A 17,035-nucleotide genomic window follows, 5' to 3' on the forward strand; every position below is an offset into this window, starting at 1 on the left:
CTCATGCCACCGCATCGCGCATTAATTCATCCTGGCCCAGGTCGAAGCGCCCCAGTACTTTGACCTTGGACGTGCTGCTCAGCTCGGCAAAGGACAGCACCGGCACGTGGTTGAATTCTTCCAGCAACAAGGTACGCAGCGGGCTGCGCAAATCCTGCGCCACCAACATCACGCTCTTGAGTTTTGGACGCACCGAGAAGGCTTGGTTGAGCAGCCCGACCAACGCCGCGCTATGTTCGTCGTCAAGTGCGAAGAACACCCCGGTCTGTGTCTGGCGTAGCGCTTCACGCAGGATGTTTTCGGTCTGCGGCGACAGCAACCAGGCATGCAGACCGTCGGCTTCGCTGTACTGATGGTAGATCTGTGCCTTGAGCGCAATGCGCGCGTAGTCGGCCAGCGCGTCCGGCTCACGTTCATGCTGGCCGTACTCGATCAGTGACTCGACAATCAGTCGTACAGCCCGCAACGGCACACCTTCGCTGGCCAAGCGTTGCAACACCGCTGAAAAACGCGACAGCGGCATGATCCGCTGCAGCTCCTGAACCAATTCCGGCTGGTTGTGCTCCAGCCAACTAAGGATCGACTTGCTCTCCTGAATCCCCAGGAACTGAGGCCCGCTGAGCATCATTGCCTGCTTCATCCGCTCAACGATCAGGCTCGACGCGGTGAAGCGTTCCACCTGCGGATCATCGAGCAGCGGATCATTCGGCGTCAGCCAAACCCAATGCTGTTCATCGCGATCGGCCAAACCCGGTATCGCGTGTGCAGGCTCGACCGTCAGCGCCTTACGCTCAACCGCCACATGATTGACCACCGAGGCCTTGACCATCGGTACCTCATGCACACAAAAGCGCATTTCATCATCGGCGAGCGAATCATCGAGCTCCACCTCGAACGGTGGCAGTGTCAAGCCGATATTGGCGACCAGTGCGTTCCGGGCCTGGCGAATCGAGTGGACAAGATCCGTCACCTCAGGCGTCCCTCGCAGCACCGGAGAGAACTGCAACAGGTACGGCCTTGACGGATCAAACCCACGCAAGTCCTCACGACCGTTTTCTTCGGGACGCACCGCTTCTGCGGCTTCAGCTTCGGGTTGCTCCTGCCGTTGACGCTGGCGCATCAGGTAGTACCCCAAGCTACCGGTTATCGTCGCGATGAGGATAAACACCCCGGTAGGCATGCCGGGTACTGCGGCAAATGCAAGCATCCCCACCGAGGCGATCATCCAACTCTTGGGTTCGCTGGTCATTTGCCGGGCAATTTCGGCGCCCATGTTGCTGGCACCCTTGCGTCCGTCCGGTGCCACACGGGTAATGATCATGCCGGCGGTGAGAGAAATCAGAAGCGCCGGAATCTGCGCAATCAGGCCGTCGCCGATGGTCAGCACCGAATACAGTGCCATTGAATCCGCAGCACTCAAACCATGTTGGAACATGCCCGTGGAGAAGCCACCCAACAGATTGACCACAACGATAATCAAGCCCGCGATGGCATCACCCTTGACGAACTTCATGGCCCCGTCCATAGCCCCGAACAATTGACTCTCGCGCGACAACTGCTCGCGTTTGTCCCGAGCCTGCATGCCGTCAATCAGGCCGGCACGCAGGTCGCTGTCGATCGACATCTGCTTGCCGGGCATCGCATCCAGGCTGAACCGCGCCGCGACTTCGGCCACCCGCTCCGAGCCCTTGGTGATCACCAGGAAGTTGACCAGTGTCAGGATCAGGAAGATCACCATCCCCACGGCCAGGTTGCCGCCGACCACAAAATTGCCGAAGGCTTCGACGATGTCACCGGCGTCTTGCTCCAGCAGGATCAGGCGCGTGGTCGCGATCGATAGCGCCAGGCGAAACATGGTGGTCAACAGCAGGATCGAGGGGAACGAAGAGAACGCCAGGGGACCCGGCAGGTACAGTGCCAACACGATCAGCAGGCACGAGATGCAGATGTTGAGCGCGATCAGAATGTCCACCAACCAGGTGGGCAACGGCACGATAAAAATGAAGACGATGGCCAGCACCACCACAGCGCCCAGCACTTCGGCGCGCTGCGCAACCTTGAGCAAAAAGCGGTTGATGGCCGAAAGTGCCGTCACGCCATGGCCCCCAGTTCACTTGGAAAACGTGCAGGGCCACGCGCGAGCCGATCCAGTTCCCCCATCACCGCCAGGAAGCCACGAAGGGTTTCTTCACGCACTCGACTGTCGAGCCATAACGCTAATGGCAATTGCTGGACCAAGGGGTAAAGAGCATTGAGCGCCACCAATTGCTGGGCATTCGGACCACCCGCCAGTTCATCGCCGATCCGTAGAATCTCAGCAGAGGTGATACCAGTACCGGCGAAACTCAGCATGCGCTGCAGCAAGCTCACTGCGTCGTGATTGATGCCCAGGCGCTGGAGCAGCGCATGACAACCCGCCAGCACCCCGCTCAATTGCCCACAGCTCTGCAGGCCCAGTAACAAAGTGCGCAACAGCGGTGTCGGCATTGACGACACCTTGGCCGCTATATCGTCCGCCAGCGCTTTGCGCATCACGATGAGCCCGTCGGCAAACCGTTCGCCGCCGTACACGCCGAGCAACGCCTGCATCATCGTCGACAACGATTGGCGCGTGACCACACTGGCGTAGTAGAGCGTACGCAGCGCCTGGCGCTCCTGCGGATCGACACTGGCCGCCTGCAGTGCCACGGCGATGTTCAGGCCGGCCTGAATCTCCCCTTTGAAGCGGGCCTGCAGCTTGGCCATGGCATCACGCGCCAATGCCGCCTCGGACGGGCGCACTTCAGTGTCTGCCTGGGCCGACACATATTTGAGCACGACAAACGCGCGCGCGGGGTCTCCCTCGGAAAGCCTCAGCAATTCTCCAACATCAGCCCGCTGCCGTAACGCGTCCCTGACCAGCAAAGCAATCATTGCCAGGGTCTTCTTGGCCGGATGACCTAGCTGACGATAAAGCTCCGCCATGTGCTCGATCGGAGGCACGCGCACGCTCATCTTCCGCTGACTCAAGGGCTGGCTATTGTTTTCCACTTCCAGGTTGAACAGGTAGGCGAGCTCATCCACGCCATTGACGGGCGCAGGCGTAGAGGTCTGGATGACAGCAGGTTGATCCAGAGGACGGACCGTTTGCACATCGGGGGAGGATTCGACTTTCATGGACAGACCTGAACAGGAAGAGTGTTTCCCTGTGTGGCAAGGCCTGCTCAAACGGTTCCATCCAGCCGCATCCCGCGACACATTTGAAAAGACTTGCACAGATCTTCAGAGCTCTGCGCAAGGCGCTGCACAAAAACGCGTCATTTCAAAAAATTTATCTATATTAATCAATGAGTTAGAAAAGATTTTTTCTTGGCACAGCCAGTGCAAAAGGGGTTCCCGTCGACACACTTTCGACGGCGTCTACCCCAAGGAAACAATCATGAATATCCCTATTGAAGCTTTAGCGCACCTCGTTGGCAGCTCGCCTCAATTCATGCTTCACCTGACAGACGATCAACAAAAAAAACTCCGGCGCTTCATTCACAAGCGCGTCCTCAACCCGGAAGATGCAGACGACCTTCTGCAATTGACGTACCTGGAAGCCTGGCGCAACCGAGAGCGTTTCAGCGGCAATGCCACACTCAGCACCTGGATGTGTGGTATCGCGCAAAACCTTATCCGCAATCACTTCAGGCGCCTGTACGCCAAGCCTGTGCATTGCGAATTTGATGAGTCGCTGTGGCATGGCCAGGAAGACAACCACAACCTGGATTGGGAGTTTGAGGTGAACCGTCGCCTGGAAAAAACCCTGAGCGCCATCGACCACCTGCCGCTGGAAATGCGCAAGACGCTATACGCCTCACTGGAAACCGACGGCAGCTACCAGGACACAGCCGACGCACTGGACATTCCTATCGGCACTGTTCGCTCGCGCCTTTCAAGGGCGCGCGAACAGCTTAAACGCGCCACTCACAACTCGCAGTTTCCCTAAAGCCAGACCACGCGTTGGGCGGCAGGGATATCTGTCCAACGCGATCAGGCTTTTTTGGTACTCGACAGGGTGAATCACGAACCACTCGTCGCCAGATCCGGTGATTTCGCTTAAACAGTTGAAAGCGTAGATAAAAATTCAAAATAAATGCTTGACGCATTTCCGTTCTACGCGAATAATGCGCGCCACTTGGCTACATAGCTCAGTTGGTTAGAGCATAGCATTCATAATGCTGGGGTCCGGGGTTCAAGTCCCTGTGTAGCCACCAAGTACTAAAAACGGCTTACCGAAAGGTAGGCCGTTTTTTTATGCCTCGCGGAAAGTGCTGGGACCGCCTGACGCAGCACCTCGACGCCCAGCGCACTCGCCGAAGTGATTCAGATGATCGGCTGGGTTTGCGTCCTCACCCGCTGATCTGCCAGGTCAATAGTCAGATCATGCCGGGGCAGACTGCCCAGCGTATCGTTCAAGTTCATGCGCAAAGGTTTATCGGGGTCCATTCCGTATTCAAGGTCAGCATTGACGCGCTTCTGCGTGAGACTCAGCCCAGCGCTGCTGGAAAAGCCGAGATTCATAGTGGGTATCGACATGCCGTGGGATTGCGTGGTGGTGTAGCTCAAGCTCATGTTTTTGACACGCAGGTTGGTGCGATCACTCAGGGCACGCCGGATCAGCGGCTCGGTACTTTCACCGGCAAGATGGCTACGCTCTATTGCGCGCACTATCTGCGGCTTGAGCTCCATGCCGAGCTTCACTGAAGTGCCCTCACCCTGGCGCCACTGATCAAGCACCTGGGCAAACTGGGGGTCATCCTTCAACCACTGTTCAATGGCCGCCTTGTTGGCCGGCGCCACATCATCCAGCCACGCATGGCGCCCGTCGTCCCGTAACCCCACACGCGTGACGGAAGACTCGACCGACTTCAGTTGGCGCAGCCCGTTCTTCACCAGGTCCTGCTGGGTGATCAACTTATCCAGTGACTGGGTGATGGCGTGATAAGCGTCCGGCTTCGTTGCCATGGGCGGATGAGTCGTGAGAAACCGCTGCAAAGTGACCAACTGTTGATCGACGGTGTTCCCCGACAGGTCAATCGCAGCCAACTCCCGCCTGAAACTCGGCGAGTAAAGCGACACATTGCGTGTGAGGTGATCAATCTGCGGCTGAGTAACCGGTTGCGGATGCTTGAATGAAAAACTGAAAGCCTGCGACTCCCCACGATCAAACTTCACCATGACCGACAGTTCCGGCAACGAAGCCGCCGCCGCGCTGGGCCAGTCACTGTCGGCCCGGCCTAACCCCAACGCATTGATCGGCGCGGTGTTGGCGCCCACGCCAGCCTGCCTGAATAATTGAGCGCTGGTTGTCGTACCTTGGCGGGTACCTGTTGCGGTGTGCGTGGTCGACTGGCCCTTGTCCGCATGCGCGAGATTGAGGTTGCCCACCACGCCGACGCCAGCGCGAATCACTGAGTCCAACTCGGCGATGTTTTCTTGCGGGGTGTACATCAAGCGCAATTGGGCGAGTACGTCCAGGTTGACGTCACCACTGACCTTGGAACTCTTGCCTGTCGCGTGCTCCTCACCCAACGCGAGCAAGTCGTAGACGGTACCGTTCTCGCCGGTAAGGATCGCCATCATCGTGCCAAAGTCTGCCTCTTTCACATCAAAGGCGATGCTCGATCCGGTGTTTTTCGCCACCGCTGCAGTCAGTTCCGCAGCCACCCTCAAGGCCGGCCCCACGGCCTCCGGGCCTCGCCCCAGCGTCAGGCCCGAGGCCACCGAACCGGCCAGCCGCCGCATGTCGTCCGTACTGATCTCAACCCGCGCGCCTTTATCGGTACGGCTGATACTCACACCGTGGGTATGCGACTTGGAGGCTCCCAAGAAAAACTCCACGGGGGCTATGGGTTTTACCCCCGTCACCATCAACCCCACGCTTTGACCTTGGGCCCGGCTCGGCGCGAGGGTCTGGCCACTGCCCAGTTGCTGTACCTGCTGCGTCATTGCCGCCTTGATGGAAGCATCGGTGGGCAACCCCAGCAGGCCCGAAAGATGCCAATGAAGCGCAGAGCCAGGTGTTCCAAGGTCCTTGGCCAACAGTTTGAAGTTGCCATACAACGATTCAGCCTGCTCGTAACTGGCAATACCTTGGCTGGCCAGTGTGTGGACAGGGCTGTCTTTAAACGCCTGCATCGTCTCGCGCAGGGAGGTTTCCAGGCGCTCCAGGCCGCTTGGGCTAACGCCTGACATATCGTCGAGCGCCCGTGCCAGATCCGCCAGTTGCTTGAGCGCGCTTGCATGATGAATCAGGTCGCCCTCGATGAGTGCCGAGGGGTGGTCAAGGTTGCGCTTGCGCTCGGGCGTCCAGGCGGGAAGCGCCAAGCCTTGGCCCTCAAGGTTGGCCAATAGCGCAGCGGTCGATTTTTGCGTCGAGGGGGAGACTCTTTTAAACACTTCATACAGTTGATGCAGCGTCGAACGGGGATCAATCGCCGCCCGGTTCAACGTGGGCCGAGCGTCAAACGCCACGCCATGCACGTCTGCCAGGCGATGTGCGCTTGAATGGCTACTGTGTTCTACGTCGGTCAGCGCTTGGCTGATCTGCTCGGCCAACGCCTGACGCGGCCCCGGCTTGCTCAGGGCTGCGAGCCGCACACCCAGGTCAGCAGGAACTGGCTTACTCTGCGCCAGCACCTTGAGCTGTTCATGCAGGCGTTTATCGTCAGCGTAGATCCCTTCCAGCCCCTTGCGGCCTTTGAAATGGTGCTGAATATCCTTACCCACCTGGCTAAGGCCTTCCAGTGGGTGGAAGTGCGCTTTGATCCCTTGGATAAAATTGCGCTTGAGCGGCAACCCCTCACGGAATTGCCCCATCACATTGCTGCTGACGGTCAGCGCGCCCCCGTTGAACTGTGCACGCATCGACGTATCAGCGAATGTATCGGCCAATGACGGTGCCTGGTTCATTGATTGCACCGGGCCCCACTTCATCGTGCTGGCGGTGGCGTTTTCCAGCCGGTGGAACTGCTTGTCCCACCCACCAACCAAGTACTTATCGGCGCCCATCCGCAAGGACTCCAATGGCTGGCGATCCGGTAGATCAACCTTGCTCCAGCGTTGCGCATGCTCGGTTTTGCCCTGCCAGGCCTGGCGATCCAACCTGAACAAGTCGCCTTCTTGGCTGTGTGCATACAGATTTCCCGCGTGATCCAGGGCGAGTGTCTTTATGTCAATCAAGGGGGTCAATTCCAACGCCCTGGCGACGCCGTCCTGATGGACCTGCAGCTGGTTTTCCCGATTGACCGTCACAAAATTTCGGCCGTCCGCTACAGCGAATCCGGTCACGGGCTTTTGACTATCCCCGGCGAGCACCTCGCCAAGGGATACGTGTGGGCGCGGCGCGGGAAGTGCGGCCAAGTCGTGACTGGCGCCCTCAATCAACGGGTCGCACACTTTACTGATGGCAACCGCCTTCAATTGTCCCTCTTGCAGCACATACGCGCGACCATCCAACCCACACGCCAGATGTTCGATACCAGGCTGCCCAGCGTTCTCCCAACGTTGGGCCGTCGCATCCCAGGTCAACAGGTGGCTTGCATCGAGTGCAATCTTGCCTCGTTGCCCGAGGTCCACTGCCGTCGACAGCGCTTGCAGGCTGGGCAGGGGCAAACCTTTCTCGATGTGTTTGACCAGCACATCGCTGAGGTTCCATTGCGGGCGGAGTGCGTGTGCGTCACTCAAGGGCACGCTGTGCACTTGAAGGCGTGCGTCGCGCACCTGAGCATTGAGTTGCCCTGCGTCATCATGAAAGAAGCCTTCCACATTGACGGCGCCCTTCAGCGCCCGCTCCAGCGCGTCGACCGTTTGCCTGACCATGGGCAGCTTGTCATCTCGTGTCATGCGCAGGTCGGCACGGACCAACTCACCGTCCGTGGTCGCCCCAAACAAGGTGTTTCCCGACACCCCGATACGCATGAGCTGCACCGGCAAACCTACCTCATCGACCGGACACACAGTGTGGGCGCCAGCCCCTTGAAGATGCACAACAGAAATATCCCGGTCCTGACTCAGCAGCACCGTGGTGCCCCCTTGGGCGCTGCTGTCTGCAAACCCTTCGGGCGTCTTCAGCAGCTGTCCTTCTTTGCTCAGGCCAATACGGGAGAATGCACGGGTATCTGCGTCTGGTTTCCAGGAAAGCGTGAGCGGCTCGAATCGAAACAGCCGTGCGCCATCCAGGCGAAACTGCTGGCTCTGCGCAGTTGTTTGAATGGCGCTGACGCGCCCCAAATGCGCGCGACCCGGGCCGTTACCGGCGCCGTCGGCCGCATCGGGAAGGCTGCTTTTGAACACCGCTGCGACAGCGGGTGTGGACTGAATATGAAACAGGTACTGGCGTTCATCCTTCATCCGCAACGTATAGGTACCCGCTGCAGAAGAACCATCGGCCACATAGTGTTTATTCGGCTGGTTGAGGTGCTGGGCGATATCACGCCCCGCAAGCGTCGTATCAGCCTGCACCTTCCCGTTGATGAGTCGGGCATCGAATTGCATTGAGGTGGGTTGCAGTGTTTGATAGTGGAGCAACGACACTGGCGGCGGGCTTTTACGCGGAGGTACTTCCTGATGCCATTTCGTCGAGCAACTGGCAAGGGCGTGCTGTAATTTGAGAAGCGGATCTAATCCTGTGCGCATGGTAATGTTCCCAAACAAAATGAGTCACAGCTGTCTAGTGGGCACTCGCTATTTTTGGTTCCACCTATGCCTTATCACCACGGCACCTCCATGCGCTCGAAAAAACCTTCCCTCTGTATTTTGACGCTCGCTTGACCCACTGTTAGTGTCCGGCTCCCCCCTCAACGGAGTGCTCTCGATGAAACTGGATATCTTTCAAGTCGACGCTTTCAGCCAAACCGTCTTCGGCGGCAACCCGGCGGCGGTCTGCCCGCTGACCGAGTGGCTGAGCGATGAGCAACTGCAGAACATTGCAGCGCAAAACAATCTCTCCGAAACCGCCTACTTCGTCCCTCGTGAGGGGTTCTATGAGTTGCGTTGGTTTACCCCGCAAGTCGAAGTAGACCTGTGTGGCCATGCCACGCTCGCGGCGGCGTGGGTACTGACCCACCAGATGGCGGATGCGCCAGACGTGTTGCGCTTTGCTACCCGTAGCGGCGAGCTACGGGTCACGCGTCAGGGCGATGAACTGGCGATGGACTTCCCCGCCAAGCAACCTCAGCGCTGCGAACCGCCCGCGGGCATGTTGAGCGCGCTGGGAATTGAACAGGCCGAAGTGTTCTGCACCGATGACTACATCGTGTTGCTGGAAGACGAAGCCCAGATCGCCGCATTGATGCCGGATTTCGCACGCCTCAAGGGCCTGCCCAAGCGAGGGGTTGCGGTAACGGCCAAAAGTACGCCGTTTGATTTTATCTCCCGTTGGTTCGGCCCGAATGTGGGCGTGAATGAAGACCCGGTTACTGGATCGGCCCACACCTCATTGGCGCCTTTCTGGGCCGAACGCTTGGGCAAGTCGCAACTGACCGCAGAACAAGGCGGCAAGCGCCGTGGCCAATTGCGCTGTGAACTCAAGGGTGACCGCGTGATCATTTCCGGTCGTGCGGTGCTCTACCTGCAAGGCACGATTTATCTGTAAAAACGCAGTAACCAAGGACAACAGATCATTCTCAAAATGAACGGAGTTCAGCGCGTGTTTTCGATTTGCCGCCGTCAACTGTCAGTGGTTGCCGCAGCCCTCGCCCTGGCTGCCTGCCATACGCCTGTCAACGAACAGCCACCGGCACCGGAGCTGGGCTCAGGCTATCGCACCGACCTCACGACCCAACACGCCGAGCGTCATATGGCCGCCGCCGCCAACCCTCTGGCGGCCGAGGCCGGACGCGAAATGCTGCGCATGGGCGGTTCGGCGATTGATGCGGCGATTGCGATGCAAGCGGTATTGACCCTGGTGGAGCCGCAATCATCGGGCATCGGCGGGGGTGCATTCATCATGCTGTGGGACGGCAAAAATGTGCAGGCGTATGACGGCCGTGAAACCGCACCAGCCGGGGCAACCGAGCGCTTGTTCCTGAAGGCCGACGGCAAACCAATGGCGTTTCCCGAGGCGCAGATCGGTGGGCGCTCGGTCGGTACGCCAGGTGTCTTGCGTGCGCTCGAAATGGCACACGAAAAGACCGGCCACCTGCCGTGGGCAAAGCTGTTCGAACCGGCGATCCGGCTGTCGGAACAAGGCTTCGCGATTTCTCCGCGCCTGCACAGTTTGATCGCGGCCGATCGCTACATCGCGCAATCGCCAGACATGGCGGCGTACTTCCTGAACGCCGATGGCACACCGAAAGCCATCGGCAGCGTGTTGAAAAACCCGGCACTGGCAGACGTGTTCAAGCGCATCGCCAAGGAAGGGCCGGATGCGCTGTACCACGGGCCGATTGCCGATGAGATCGCCCGCAAAGTGCAGGGCAATCGTAATGCGGGCAGCCTGTCGCTGGCAGATCTGAAGGGCTACGCCGCCAAGGAACGCACGCCACTGTGTACTGACTACAGACAATGGAAGGTGTGTGGCATGCCGCCGCCGTCATCGGGTGGGATCGCTATCGCGCAAATCCTCGGCACCTTGCAGGCGCTGGAAGGCCGCGATCCTGGGCTGGCCATCGCAGCGATGCAACCGGTGAAAAGCCCATTGCACCCAGGCTTTGAGCCGACACCCGAAGCGGTGCACCTGCTGGCCGAAGCCGGTCGCCTGGCCTTTGCTGATCGCGCGCTCTATGTCGCCGACACCGATTTCGTCACTGTGCCAGTGGCGGGCCTTGTTGCACCGGACTACCTGGCCAAGCGCGCCACCTTGATCGGCGAGCGCAGCATGGGCATCGCCAAGCCAGGCTTGCCAGCAGGTATCCAGGTGGCTTACGCACCCGATCGCTCGCCGCTGCGCATCTCTACCTCGCAAGTGGTGGCAGTGGATGACCAGGGTGGCGCCGTGTCGATGACCACCACGGTGGAAGCGGCGTTTGGCTCGCATGTCATGGTCCAGGGCTTCTTGCTTAACAACCAGATGACCGACTTTTCGTTTATTCCCGAAGAGAATGGCCAGCCTGTTGCGAACCGTGTCGAGCCCGGCAAACGCCCGCGCTCGACCATGGCGCCGACGCTGGTGTTCGACCGCAAAAGCGGCGAGTTACTGGCCGCGGTCGGCTCGCCCGGCGGATCGCAGATCATCGAATACGTGAGCAAGTCCCTGGTGGCGATGCTCGACTGGAAACTCGACCCGCAAGCCGCCATCAGCCTGCCCAACTTTGGCAGCCGCAACGGTGCGACCGAGCTGGAAGCTGGTATGTTCAGTCCCGCATTGAAGCAGGCGCTCAAGGACAAGGGCCATGCAGTGAGCGAGATAGATATGACCAGCGGCATCCAGGCCATCGTTCGCACGCGGGATGCCCAGGGGAAGGTGTCACTGAGCGGCGGCGCCGACCCACGGCGTGAAGGCCAGGCGGTCGGCGACTGAACACTTCAATCAACGGAGAAAGCGCCCGTGCAGCAGGCAGAGGTGTTCATCTGCATGCAGCAGGCGTTCGACGAGAGCAGATCGAGGTGAGTAAGGTATGTACTTACTGCACCTCACCCACGTTTGCTAACTATCGCCGCAGGACGCATCACCCGGAGGAAGCGAAGACATTGATCTATTCGTGGATTGCTCCCTCGCCACACGCCGCTAGCCTCACCGACTGACCTTCAGCCCCTTACGCCCCGCATGCCGCTCCAGCGCCAGTTCAATCAACCGGCTCACCAGCTCGTTGTAGGTCATCCCCGCCGCCTGCCACAGCTTGGGGTACATGCTGATACGGGTGAAGCCGGGCAGTGAGTTGATTTCGTTGATCAACACTTCGCCGGCATCGGTGAGGAACACGTCGACCCGCGCCAGGCCGGAACAGCCCAGCACTTCAAACGCCTCAATGGCCAGCCCGCGAATGCGCTCGCTGGCTTCGTGGCTGATATCGGCCGGCACCACCACTTGGGCAGCCTGGTCGTCGATGTATTTGCTGTCGTAGGAATAGAAACCGTTGCTCACCACGATTTCGCCACAACCACTGGCGATGGGGTGTTCGTTGCCCAGCACGGCGCATTCGATTTCACGGCCTTGGACGGCGGATTCAACCAGCACTTTTTCATCGAAGCCCAGGGCCAATTCGATGGCAGCCTGGTATTCGGCCTGGTCGCCGACCTTGCTCACGCCTACCGAGGAGCCTTGATTGGCGGGTTTGACGAACATCGGCAAGCCGAGCTTGCTCACCGCCGCCTCAAAGGACGTACGCGCCGCATTGCTCCGTGTGAGAGTGATGAACGGGGTGACGGCAATGCCGGCATCGCGCAGCAGACGCTTGCTGATATCCTTGTCCATGCACACCGCCGAACCCAGTACGTCCGAGCCGACGAAAGGCAGGTCAGCCATGCGCAGCAGGCCTTGCAGGCAACCGTCTTCGCCGAGGGTGCCGTGGACGATAGGAAAGATCACATCGACATGTTCCAGCAGGCCGGCGCCAGAGGTTTCCACCAGTTGCTGGCTGGCCTTGCCGGGCACTACAGCCAGTTCGCGGTTGGACCGGTTCAGGGCGATCAGGGCCGGGTCTTCCTGGTTGAGCAAGAAGTTCGACGTGTCGTTGAGGTGCCAGTGGCCGGCCTTGTCGATGCCGATCAGCACCGGCTCGAAACGTGAGCGATCCAGCGCATCGACGATGTTGCGCGCCGATTGCAACGAGACTTCGTGCTCGGCCGAACGGCCACCAAAAATAATACCTACCCGCACCTTGCTCATGACCCTGCCTCACTGTTGAAAGTAAGGTTTCTTACCACGGGCGGTCAGCGATTCGCTACCAGATGTGCGCCAAACAACAAGTAGCAGCCCCCGGCAAAGCGGTCGAGCCACTTACGCGAGCGGCTGTAAACGTTAGCCATACGCTCGCTGGAAAACACCAAGGCCACGCAGGAATACCAACTGAACGACAAGGTCGCCATGATGATCACCGCCAGTGTCAACAGCATCGGTGATGGCGAAGGCGGCATGGTGGAGGCGAAGATGGTCGCCACAAACAGCGCTGCCTTCGGGTTGGACAGATTACCCAGCAGCCCCAGGCGCCAGGCACAGAAAAGAGAACGAAGCGCCTCATCCGGCAGCACGTTCTGGCTCATGGTCGGTGCCGAGCGCTTGAAGAGTTTCAAGCCAAGATAAATCAGGTAGCAGCCGCCGATGATCTTGAACGCCATGTACAGCATTGGCGCGGCGGTAAACAGCGACTTGATGCCAAGGCCTCCCGCTAACCCCCACATGATGGTGCCCGTCGCCACACCGGCTGACGCCACCACACCATGGCGGCGCGAACAACTGGCGGCCAATTGCGCCGTGTTGAAAAAGTTAGGCCCCGGCGTCACCACCGCGACAGTCCAGAGCAACGCCAGCGACAACAACGGAGCAGCGTACGGCAGGTGGGTGAGCAGCATCGAATGATCCTTCTTCGCGGTGTGAATAAGACCCTACGGGTCGGCAGCCGCCTCTGGCATATGTACAAGCAAATCACCGGGCTGGCAATCCAGATAGGCGCAGATAGCATCCAGCGTCCCCAACCTGATGCCTTTGACCTTGCCTTGTTTAAGCAACGACAGGTTTTGTTCGGTAATCCCGATGGCGTCTGCTTCCACGGCGACACACTCGCACAATCGTTCAAGACCCGGCAGACAACCTTCCGCAGACTGGGTTAACGTGTTTCCACCTCTTTTTTGTGACCACTCACCATGGGCAAACCCTCCGTCACCCTCGATTGGCTGCACCGCGCCCCGCACGCCAACGGCCTGGACCGTATCGAGGCGTACTTTGCCGGCTTTGCCTTTGACCCGCATCGCCACGACACCTACGCGATCGGGCGCACGTTGACTGGCGTGCAAAGCTTTCACTATCGCGGTGCCATGATCCACAGCCTGCCTGGCACAACCATGGTGCTTCACCCGGATGAGACCCATGACGGTCACGCCGGCAGTGACGAAGGTTTCAAGTACCGGATGATTTACGTCGAGCCATCGCTGATCCAGCAGATCCTCGGCGGCAAGCCGTTGCCGTTTATCCCCAGTGGTTTATCCACAGACCCAAGGCTGTTCCGCGCCAGCGAAGTGTTGCTGCAAAACCTGGACAACCCCCTCGACCCGTTGCTGGAGCAGGACGCCCTATTCGATTTGGCCCATGCGTTGAGCAACGTCTCGGGCCGTATCGTCAGCCGCAAGACCTTCGATTACGTCGCCGCCGAGCGCGCCCGGGAGTTTATCCACAGCGCTTTGGGCCGCACCATCACCCTGGATGAAATGGCCGACCACGCCGGCCGGGATCGCTGGGCGCTATCGCGGGATTTTCGCTTGCTGTTCGGCACCAGCCCCTACCGCTACCTGACCATGCGTCGGCTGGACCTGGTGCGCAGCCTGTTGGCCCAGGGCCGGGCGCTGGTGGACGCGGCGTTGACCGCGGGGTTCACCGACCAGAGCCACATGACCCGGCAATTTCGCAGCACCTACGGCATGCCACCGTCGCGTTGGGTGAAGATGCTCGGGCGCTGAAACCCCCAACCTGAAATGCGATCAATGTGGGAGCTGATGGCGTTTGCCGAAGCGCTGGCAAACGCGCGCTGGCAAGGCTTAGAGCTGGCGCCCATCAATCGGCTGACCGATAGTGAGGAAATGCCCGCCCGCCACATGGTGCAACGTGCGCAGTTCATCATGCCCTTCGAAGTGCCACCGGCCGCCGCTGAACACGCGGTCGTCAGCATAGGCCGCGACGACTTCACCCAGGAAAAGATCGTAAGTCTGCTGGTTGCGAGGCTCAGGCAGCAGGCGGCATTCCAGCCACGCCACGCAGCCTTCCAGCAGCGGCGCTTCGGTGTGTTCACCCTTGAACGCTTGCAAACCGTAAGCTGCAAACTTGTCAGTCTCGGAGCCGGTGGTGTTGCCGACCGTCTGCACGAGATCCGCCTGAGCCGCGCAAGGCACCTGAAGCACAAAGGTGCCGGCGCCTTCCAGCAGTTGGCGGGTCCATGTTGCCTTGTCCAACACCACGGCGACTTTCGGCGGTTCAAAATCCAGCGGCATCGCCCAAGCGGCGGCCATTATATTGCGCTGGCCGTCGTGTGCGGCGCTCACCAGCACGGTCGGGCCGTGGTTAAGCAAACGGTAGGCCTTGGACAGCGGAACGGGGCGACGGTGGGTAGGGCTCATGGAGGGTCGACTCTTCATGCAAGAAAACGCTTACGATACCTGAAGCCCTACGCTCAACTCGACAGTGGGTTGGCGAACTGCCCCACTGCGCGGACCACTTCCTGCGCGCCATCCTGGATTTCCACGATCTGATCATTCTATTGCCGGTGATCCTGATGCTGGGCAGCACCTTGACCAAGGTCGCCCTGCCGGCCGAAAGCACCGTCGGCCTGACCCTGAAATGCCTCGGTGAACCGCTGATCGCCGCCGTGATCTGCATGGGAAGGGCCGCTGGCATGCCGCGTGCCGATAAGGGCGGGGTTGGCGGCGACGCAAAGCTCGTTGGTGGCGCTGGCGATTGTGTCTGTCGTCGGCCTGGCGGGTACGCTGCTGTTCTGGCACTTATTGACCTGATATCTAGGCGGCCAAGGTGTGGCGCCTACCAAACAGCGCCACACTCACCACCCCCACCGCGCCCATCACCACGCAGTAAACCACGCAAATCCACGGGCGGGTCGGCATCAACGCAATCAGCAATAACGGCGTGGTACTCGCCCACAGCGCATAAGCAATGTTGTAGGTAAAGGAAATCCCCGACACTCGCACCGGCGCCGGGAACAACCCGACCATCACCGATGGCACCGCGCCCACCACGCCACAACTCAGGCCCGCCACGGCATAGGCCGCGCCCAGCCAGGTGCCGCCGCTGATCAGGCTTGCGTACAGAACCGCAACCCCCACTGGCAGCAACAGGCTGTAGACCAGCACAGCACGCCAGGCGCCGATGCGGTCTACGAGCAAGCCAGCCAATACGCAGCCGATGTTCAAGAAAACGATGCCCAAGGCACTCAAGGCGAAGGTGTGGCTGGGGCTCATGCCGAAGGTTTTTTGCATCATGGTTGGGGTGATAACCACGAGGACGACCACGGCTGAGGTCAGGAGGCAGGTGAGGATCATCGCCGGCAGCAACACGGCGCGGTGGTCGCGCAATACAGTGCGCAGCGGCATCTCGGCGGCGGCCTGGCGGCGAGCCTGCATTTCGAGGAACACTGGGGTTTCGCTGAGCCAGCGGCGCAGCCATACGCCGATCACACCGAATACCCCGCCGAGCAGGAACGGGAAGCGCCAGGCGTAATCGAGGATTTCAGCCGGGGTGAAAACTTGCGCCAGCAATGTGGCAGTGAGTGCGCCAAGCAGGTAGCCGAAGGTCAGGCCGGCCTGCAGGAAACCCAGGGCGTAGCCAAGATGATGGGGCGGCGCGTGTTCGGCAACGAAGGTCCAGGCGCTAGGGACTTCTCCGCCCACCGCCGCGCCTTGCAGCACGCGCAGCGCCAGCAGGATCAAAGGTGCGAAATAGCCGATTTGCGCGTAGGTCGGCATGATCCCGATCAACAGGCAAGGCAAGGCCATCATCAGGATGCTCAGGCTGAACACGCGCTTGCGTCCCAGGTGATCGGCGAAATGGGCCATCAGGATGCCGCCCAACGGTCGCGCAAGGTAACCCGTGACGAAGATGCCGAAGCTTTGCAGCAGGCGCAGCCACTCGGGCATTTCCGGAGGGAAGAACAGTTGGCTCAAGGTCAACGCAAAAAACACGAAGATGATGAAGTCGTAGATTTCCAGGGCACCGCCCAGGGCGGCCAGGCCCAGGGTTTTGTAGTCGGAGCGGGAAAAACGCTGCGCCTGTGAAGAAAAGGTAGCAGTCATATGAAGGCTCGGCAGACAAACAAAATGGCGTGCAGGTTATGAGCTGAGTCCAATGATGGCAATCACGACAGATATATTTGTTTTCCTCATGGATCGATGAAGATAACTGCATTCCCAT

The 17,035-nt window shown here is 59.8% G+C and carries 11 protein-coding genes, 1 tRNA gene and 3 pseudogenes; 7 read left to right on the forward strand and 8 right to left on the reverse strand.

The window, feature by feature from the left end; all coding sequences use genetic code 11:
- Window position 1: 1 nt before the first annotated feature.
- Together sctV and sctW are read right to left on the reverse strand one after the other, a co-directional pair.
- On the reverse strand, window positions 2-2,095 hold the full coding sequence (gene sctV, locus AACY30_RS06780; protein ID WP_339468320.1) for a type III secretion system export apparatus subunit SctV: 2,094 nt from the start codon (window positions 2,093-2,095) through the stop codon (window positions 2-4).
- Window positions 2,092-3,156: a type III secretion system gatekeeper subunit SctW gene (gene sctW / locus AACY30_RS06785; RefSeq protein WP_339468319.1), complete on the reverse strand. Its 1,065-nt coding sequence runs from the start codon at window positions 3,154-3,156 to the stop codon at window positions 2,092-2,094. The genes sctV and sctW overlap by 4 nt, the downstream gene beginning before the upstream one ends.
- 262 nt (window positions 3,157-3,418) lie before the next feature.
- Here sctW and AACY30_RS06790 point away from each other — a divergent pair, with 262 nt between their 5' ends.
- Both AACY30_RS06790 and AACY30_RS06795 read left to right on the forward strand, forming a co-directional pair.
- A complete protein-coding gene (locus tag AACY30_RS06790; protein WP_339468667.1) occupies window positions 3,419-3,970 on the forward strand; it encodes an RNA polymerase sigma factor in 552 nt (183 codons plus the stop codon).
- A 191-nt stretch (window positions 3,971-4,161) separates the two neighbouring features.
- Window positions 4,162-4,238: transfer RNA gene (locus tag AACY30_RS06795), tRNA-Met, on the forward strand.
- A gap of 109 nt (window positions 4,239-4,347) precedes the next feature.
- On the opposite strand, the gene AACY30_RS06800 is transcribed toward AACY30_RS06795, so the two are convergent.
- Complete coding sequence (locus AACY30_RS06800) at window positions 4,348-8,520, reverse strand: AvrE-family type 3 secretion system effector (protein ID WP_339540041.1); 4,173 nt, start codon at window positions 8,518-8,520, stop codon at window positions 4,348-4,350.
- A 319-nt stretch (window positions 8,521-8,839) separates the two neighbouring features.
- Between AACY30_RS06800 and AACY30_RS06805 the strand changes: the two genes are divergently transcribed.
- From AACY30_RS06805 to AACY30_RS06815, 3 genes and pseudogenes are all read left to right on the forward strand, one after another.
- Window positions 8,840-9,619, forward strand: coding sequence for a PhzF family phenazine biosynthesis protein (locus tag AACY30_RS06805; protein ID WP_339472193.1), 780 nt, complete (start codon window positions 8,840-8,842; stop codon window positions 9,617-9,619).
- Window positions 9,620-9,655: 36 nt separating this feature from the next.
- Window positions 9,656-11,485 (forward strand): gamma-glutamyltransferase, encoded by a 1,830-nt coding sequence (gene ggt / locus AACY30_RS06810; RefSeq protein ID WP_339540042.1) that lies wholly within the window; start codon window positions 9,656-9,658, stop codon window positions 11,483-11,485.
- Window positions 11,486-11,535: 50 nt separating this feature from the next.
- Window positions 11,536-11,709, forward strand: a pseudogene (locus AACY30_RS06815) (laccase domain-containing protein); the annotation flags it as partial.
- Here AACY30_RS06815 and ddlA read toward each other — a convergent pair.
- The 3 genes and pseudogenes from ddlA to AACY30_RS06830 all read right to left on the reverse strand — a co-directional run.
- On the reverse strand, window positions 11,699-12,793 hold the full coding sequence (gene ddlA, locus AACY30_RS06820) for a D-alanine--D-alanine ligase (protein ID WP_339439064.1): 1,095 nt from the start codon (window positions 12,791-12,793) through the stop codon (window positions 11,699-11,701). The pseudogene AACY30_RS06815 and the gene ddlA sit on opposite strands and share 11 nt — an antisense overlap.
- A gap of 44 nt (window positions 12,794-12,837) precedes the next feature.
- Window positions 12,838-13,476, reverse strand: coding sequence for a LysE family transporter (locus tag AACY30_RS06825; protein WP_339540043.1), 639 nt, complete (start codon window positions 13,474-13,476; stop codon window positions 12,838-12,840).
- A gap of 33 nt (window positions 13,477-13,509) precedes the next feature.
- Window positions 13,510-13,668, reverse strand: a pseudogene (locus tag AACY30_RS06830) (helix-turn-helix domain-containing protein); the annotation flags it as partial.
- 99 nt (window positions 13,669-13,767) lie between these two features.
- Here AACY30_RS06830 and AACY30_RS06835 point away from each other — a divergent pair.
- Entirely contained in the window at window positions 13,768-14,577 is an 810-nt protein-coding gene (locus AACY30_RS06835) for an AraC family transcriptional regulator (RefSeq protein WP_339472191.1), read from the forward strand.
- A 78-nt stretch (window positions 14,578-14,655) separates the two neighbouring features.
- On the opposite strand, the gene AACY30_RS06840 is transcribed toward AACY30_RS06835, so the two are convergent.
- Complete coding sequence (locus AACY30_RS06840) at window positions 14,656-15,231, reverse strand: flavin reductase family protein (RefSeq protein WP_339472190.1); 576 nt, start codon at window positions 15,229-15,231, stop codon at window positions 14,656-14,658.
- A 128-nt stretch (window positions 15,232-15,359) separates the two neighbouring features.
- Here AACY30_RS06840 and AACY30_RS06845 point away from each other — a divergent pair.
- A pseudogene (locus AACY30_RS06845) lies at window positions 15,360-15,530 on the forward strand (gluconate transporter); the annotation flags it as partial.
- A 97-nt stretch (window positions 15,531-15,627) separates the two neighbouring features.
- On the opposite strand, the gene AACY30_RS06850 reads toward AACY30_RS06845, so the two are convergent.
- Window positions 15,628-16,917, reverse strand: a complete 1,290-nt coding sequence (locus AACY30_RS06850; protein ID WP_339540044.1) for an MFS transporter — start codon at window positions 16,915-16,917, stop codon at window positions 15,628-15,630.
- Window positions 16,918-17,035: the final 118 nt, after the last annotated feature.

It is taken from the genome of Pseudomonas sp. RA_5y_Pfl1_P24, from assembly GCF_963970945.1.
GTDB lineage: Bacteria > Pseudomonadota > Gammaproteobacteria > Pseudomonadales > Pseudomonadaceae > Aquipseudomonas > Aquipseudomonas tritici.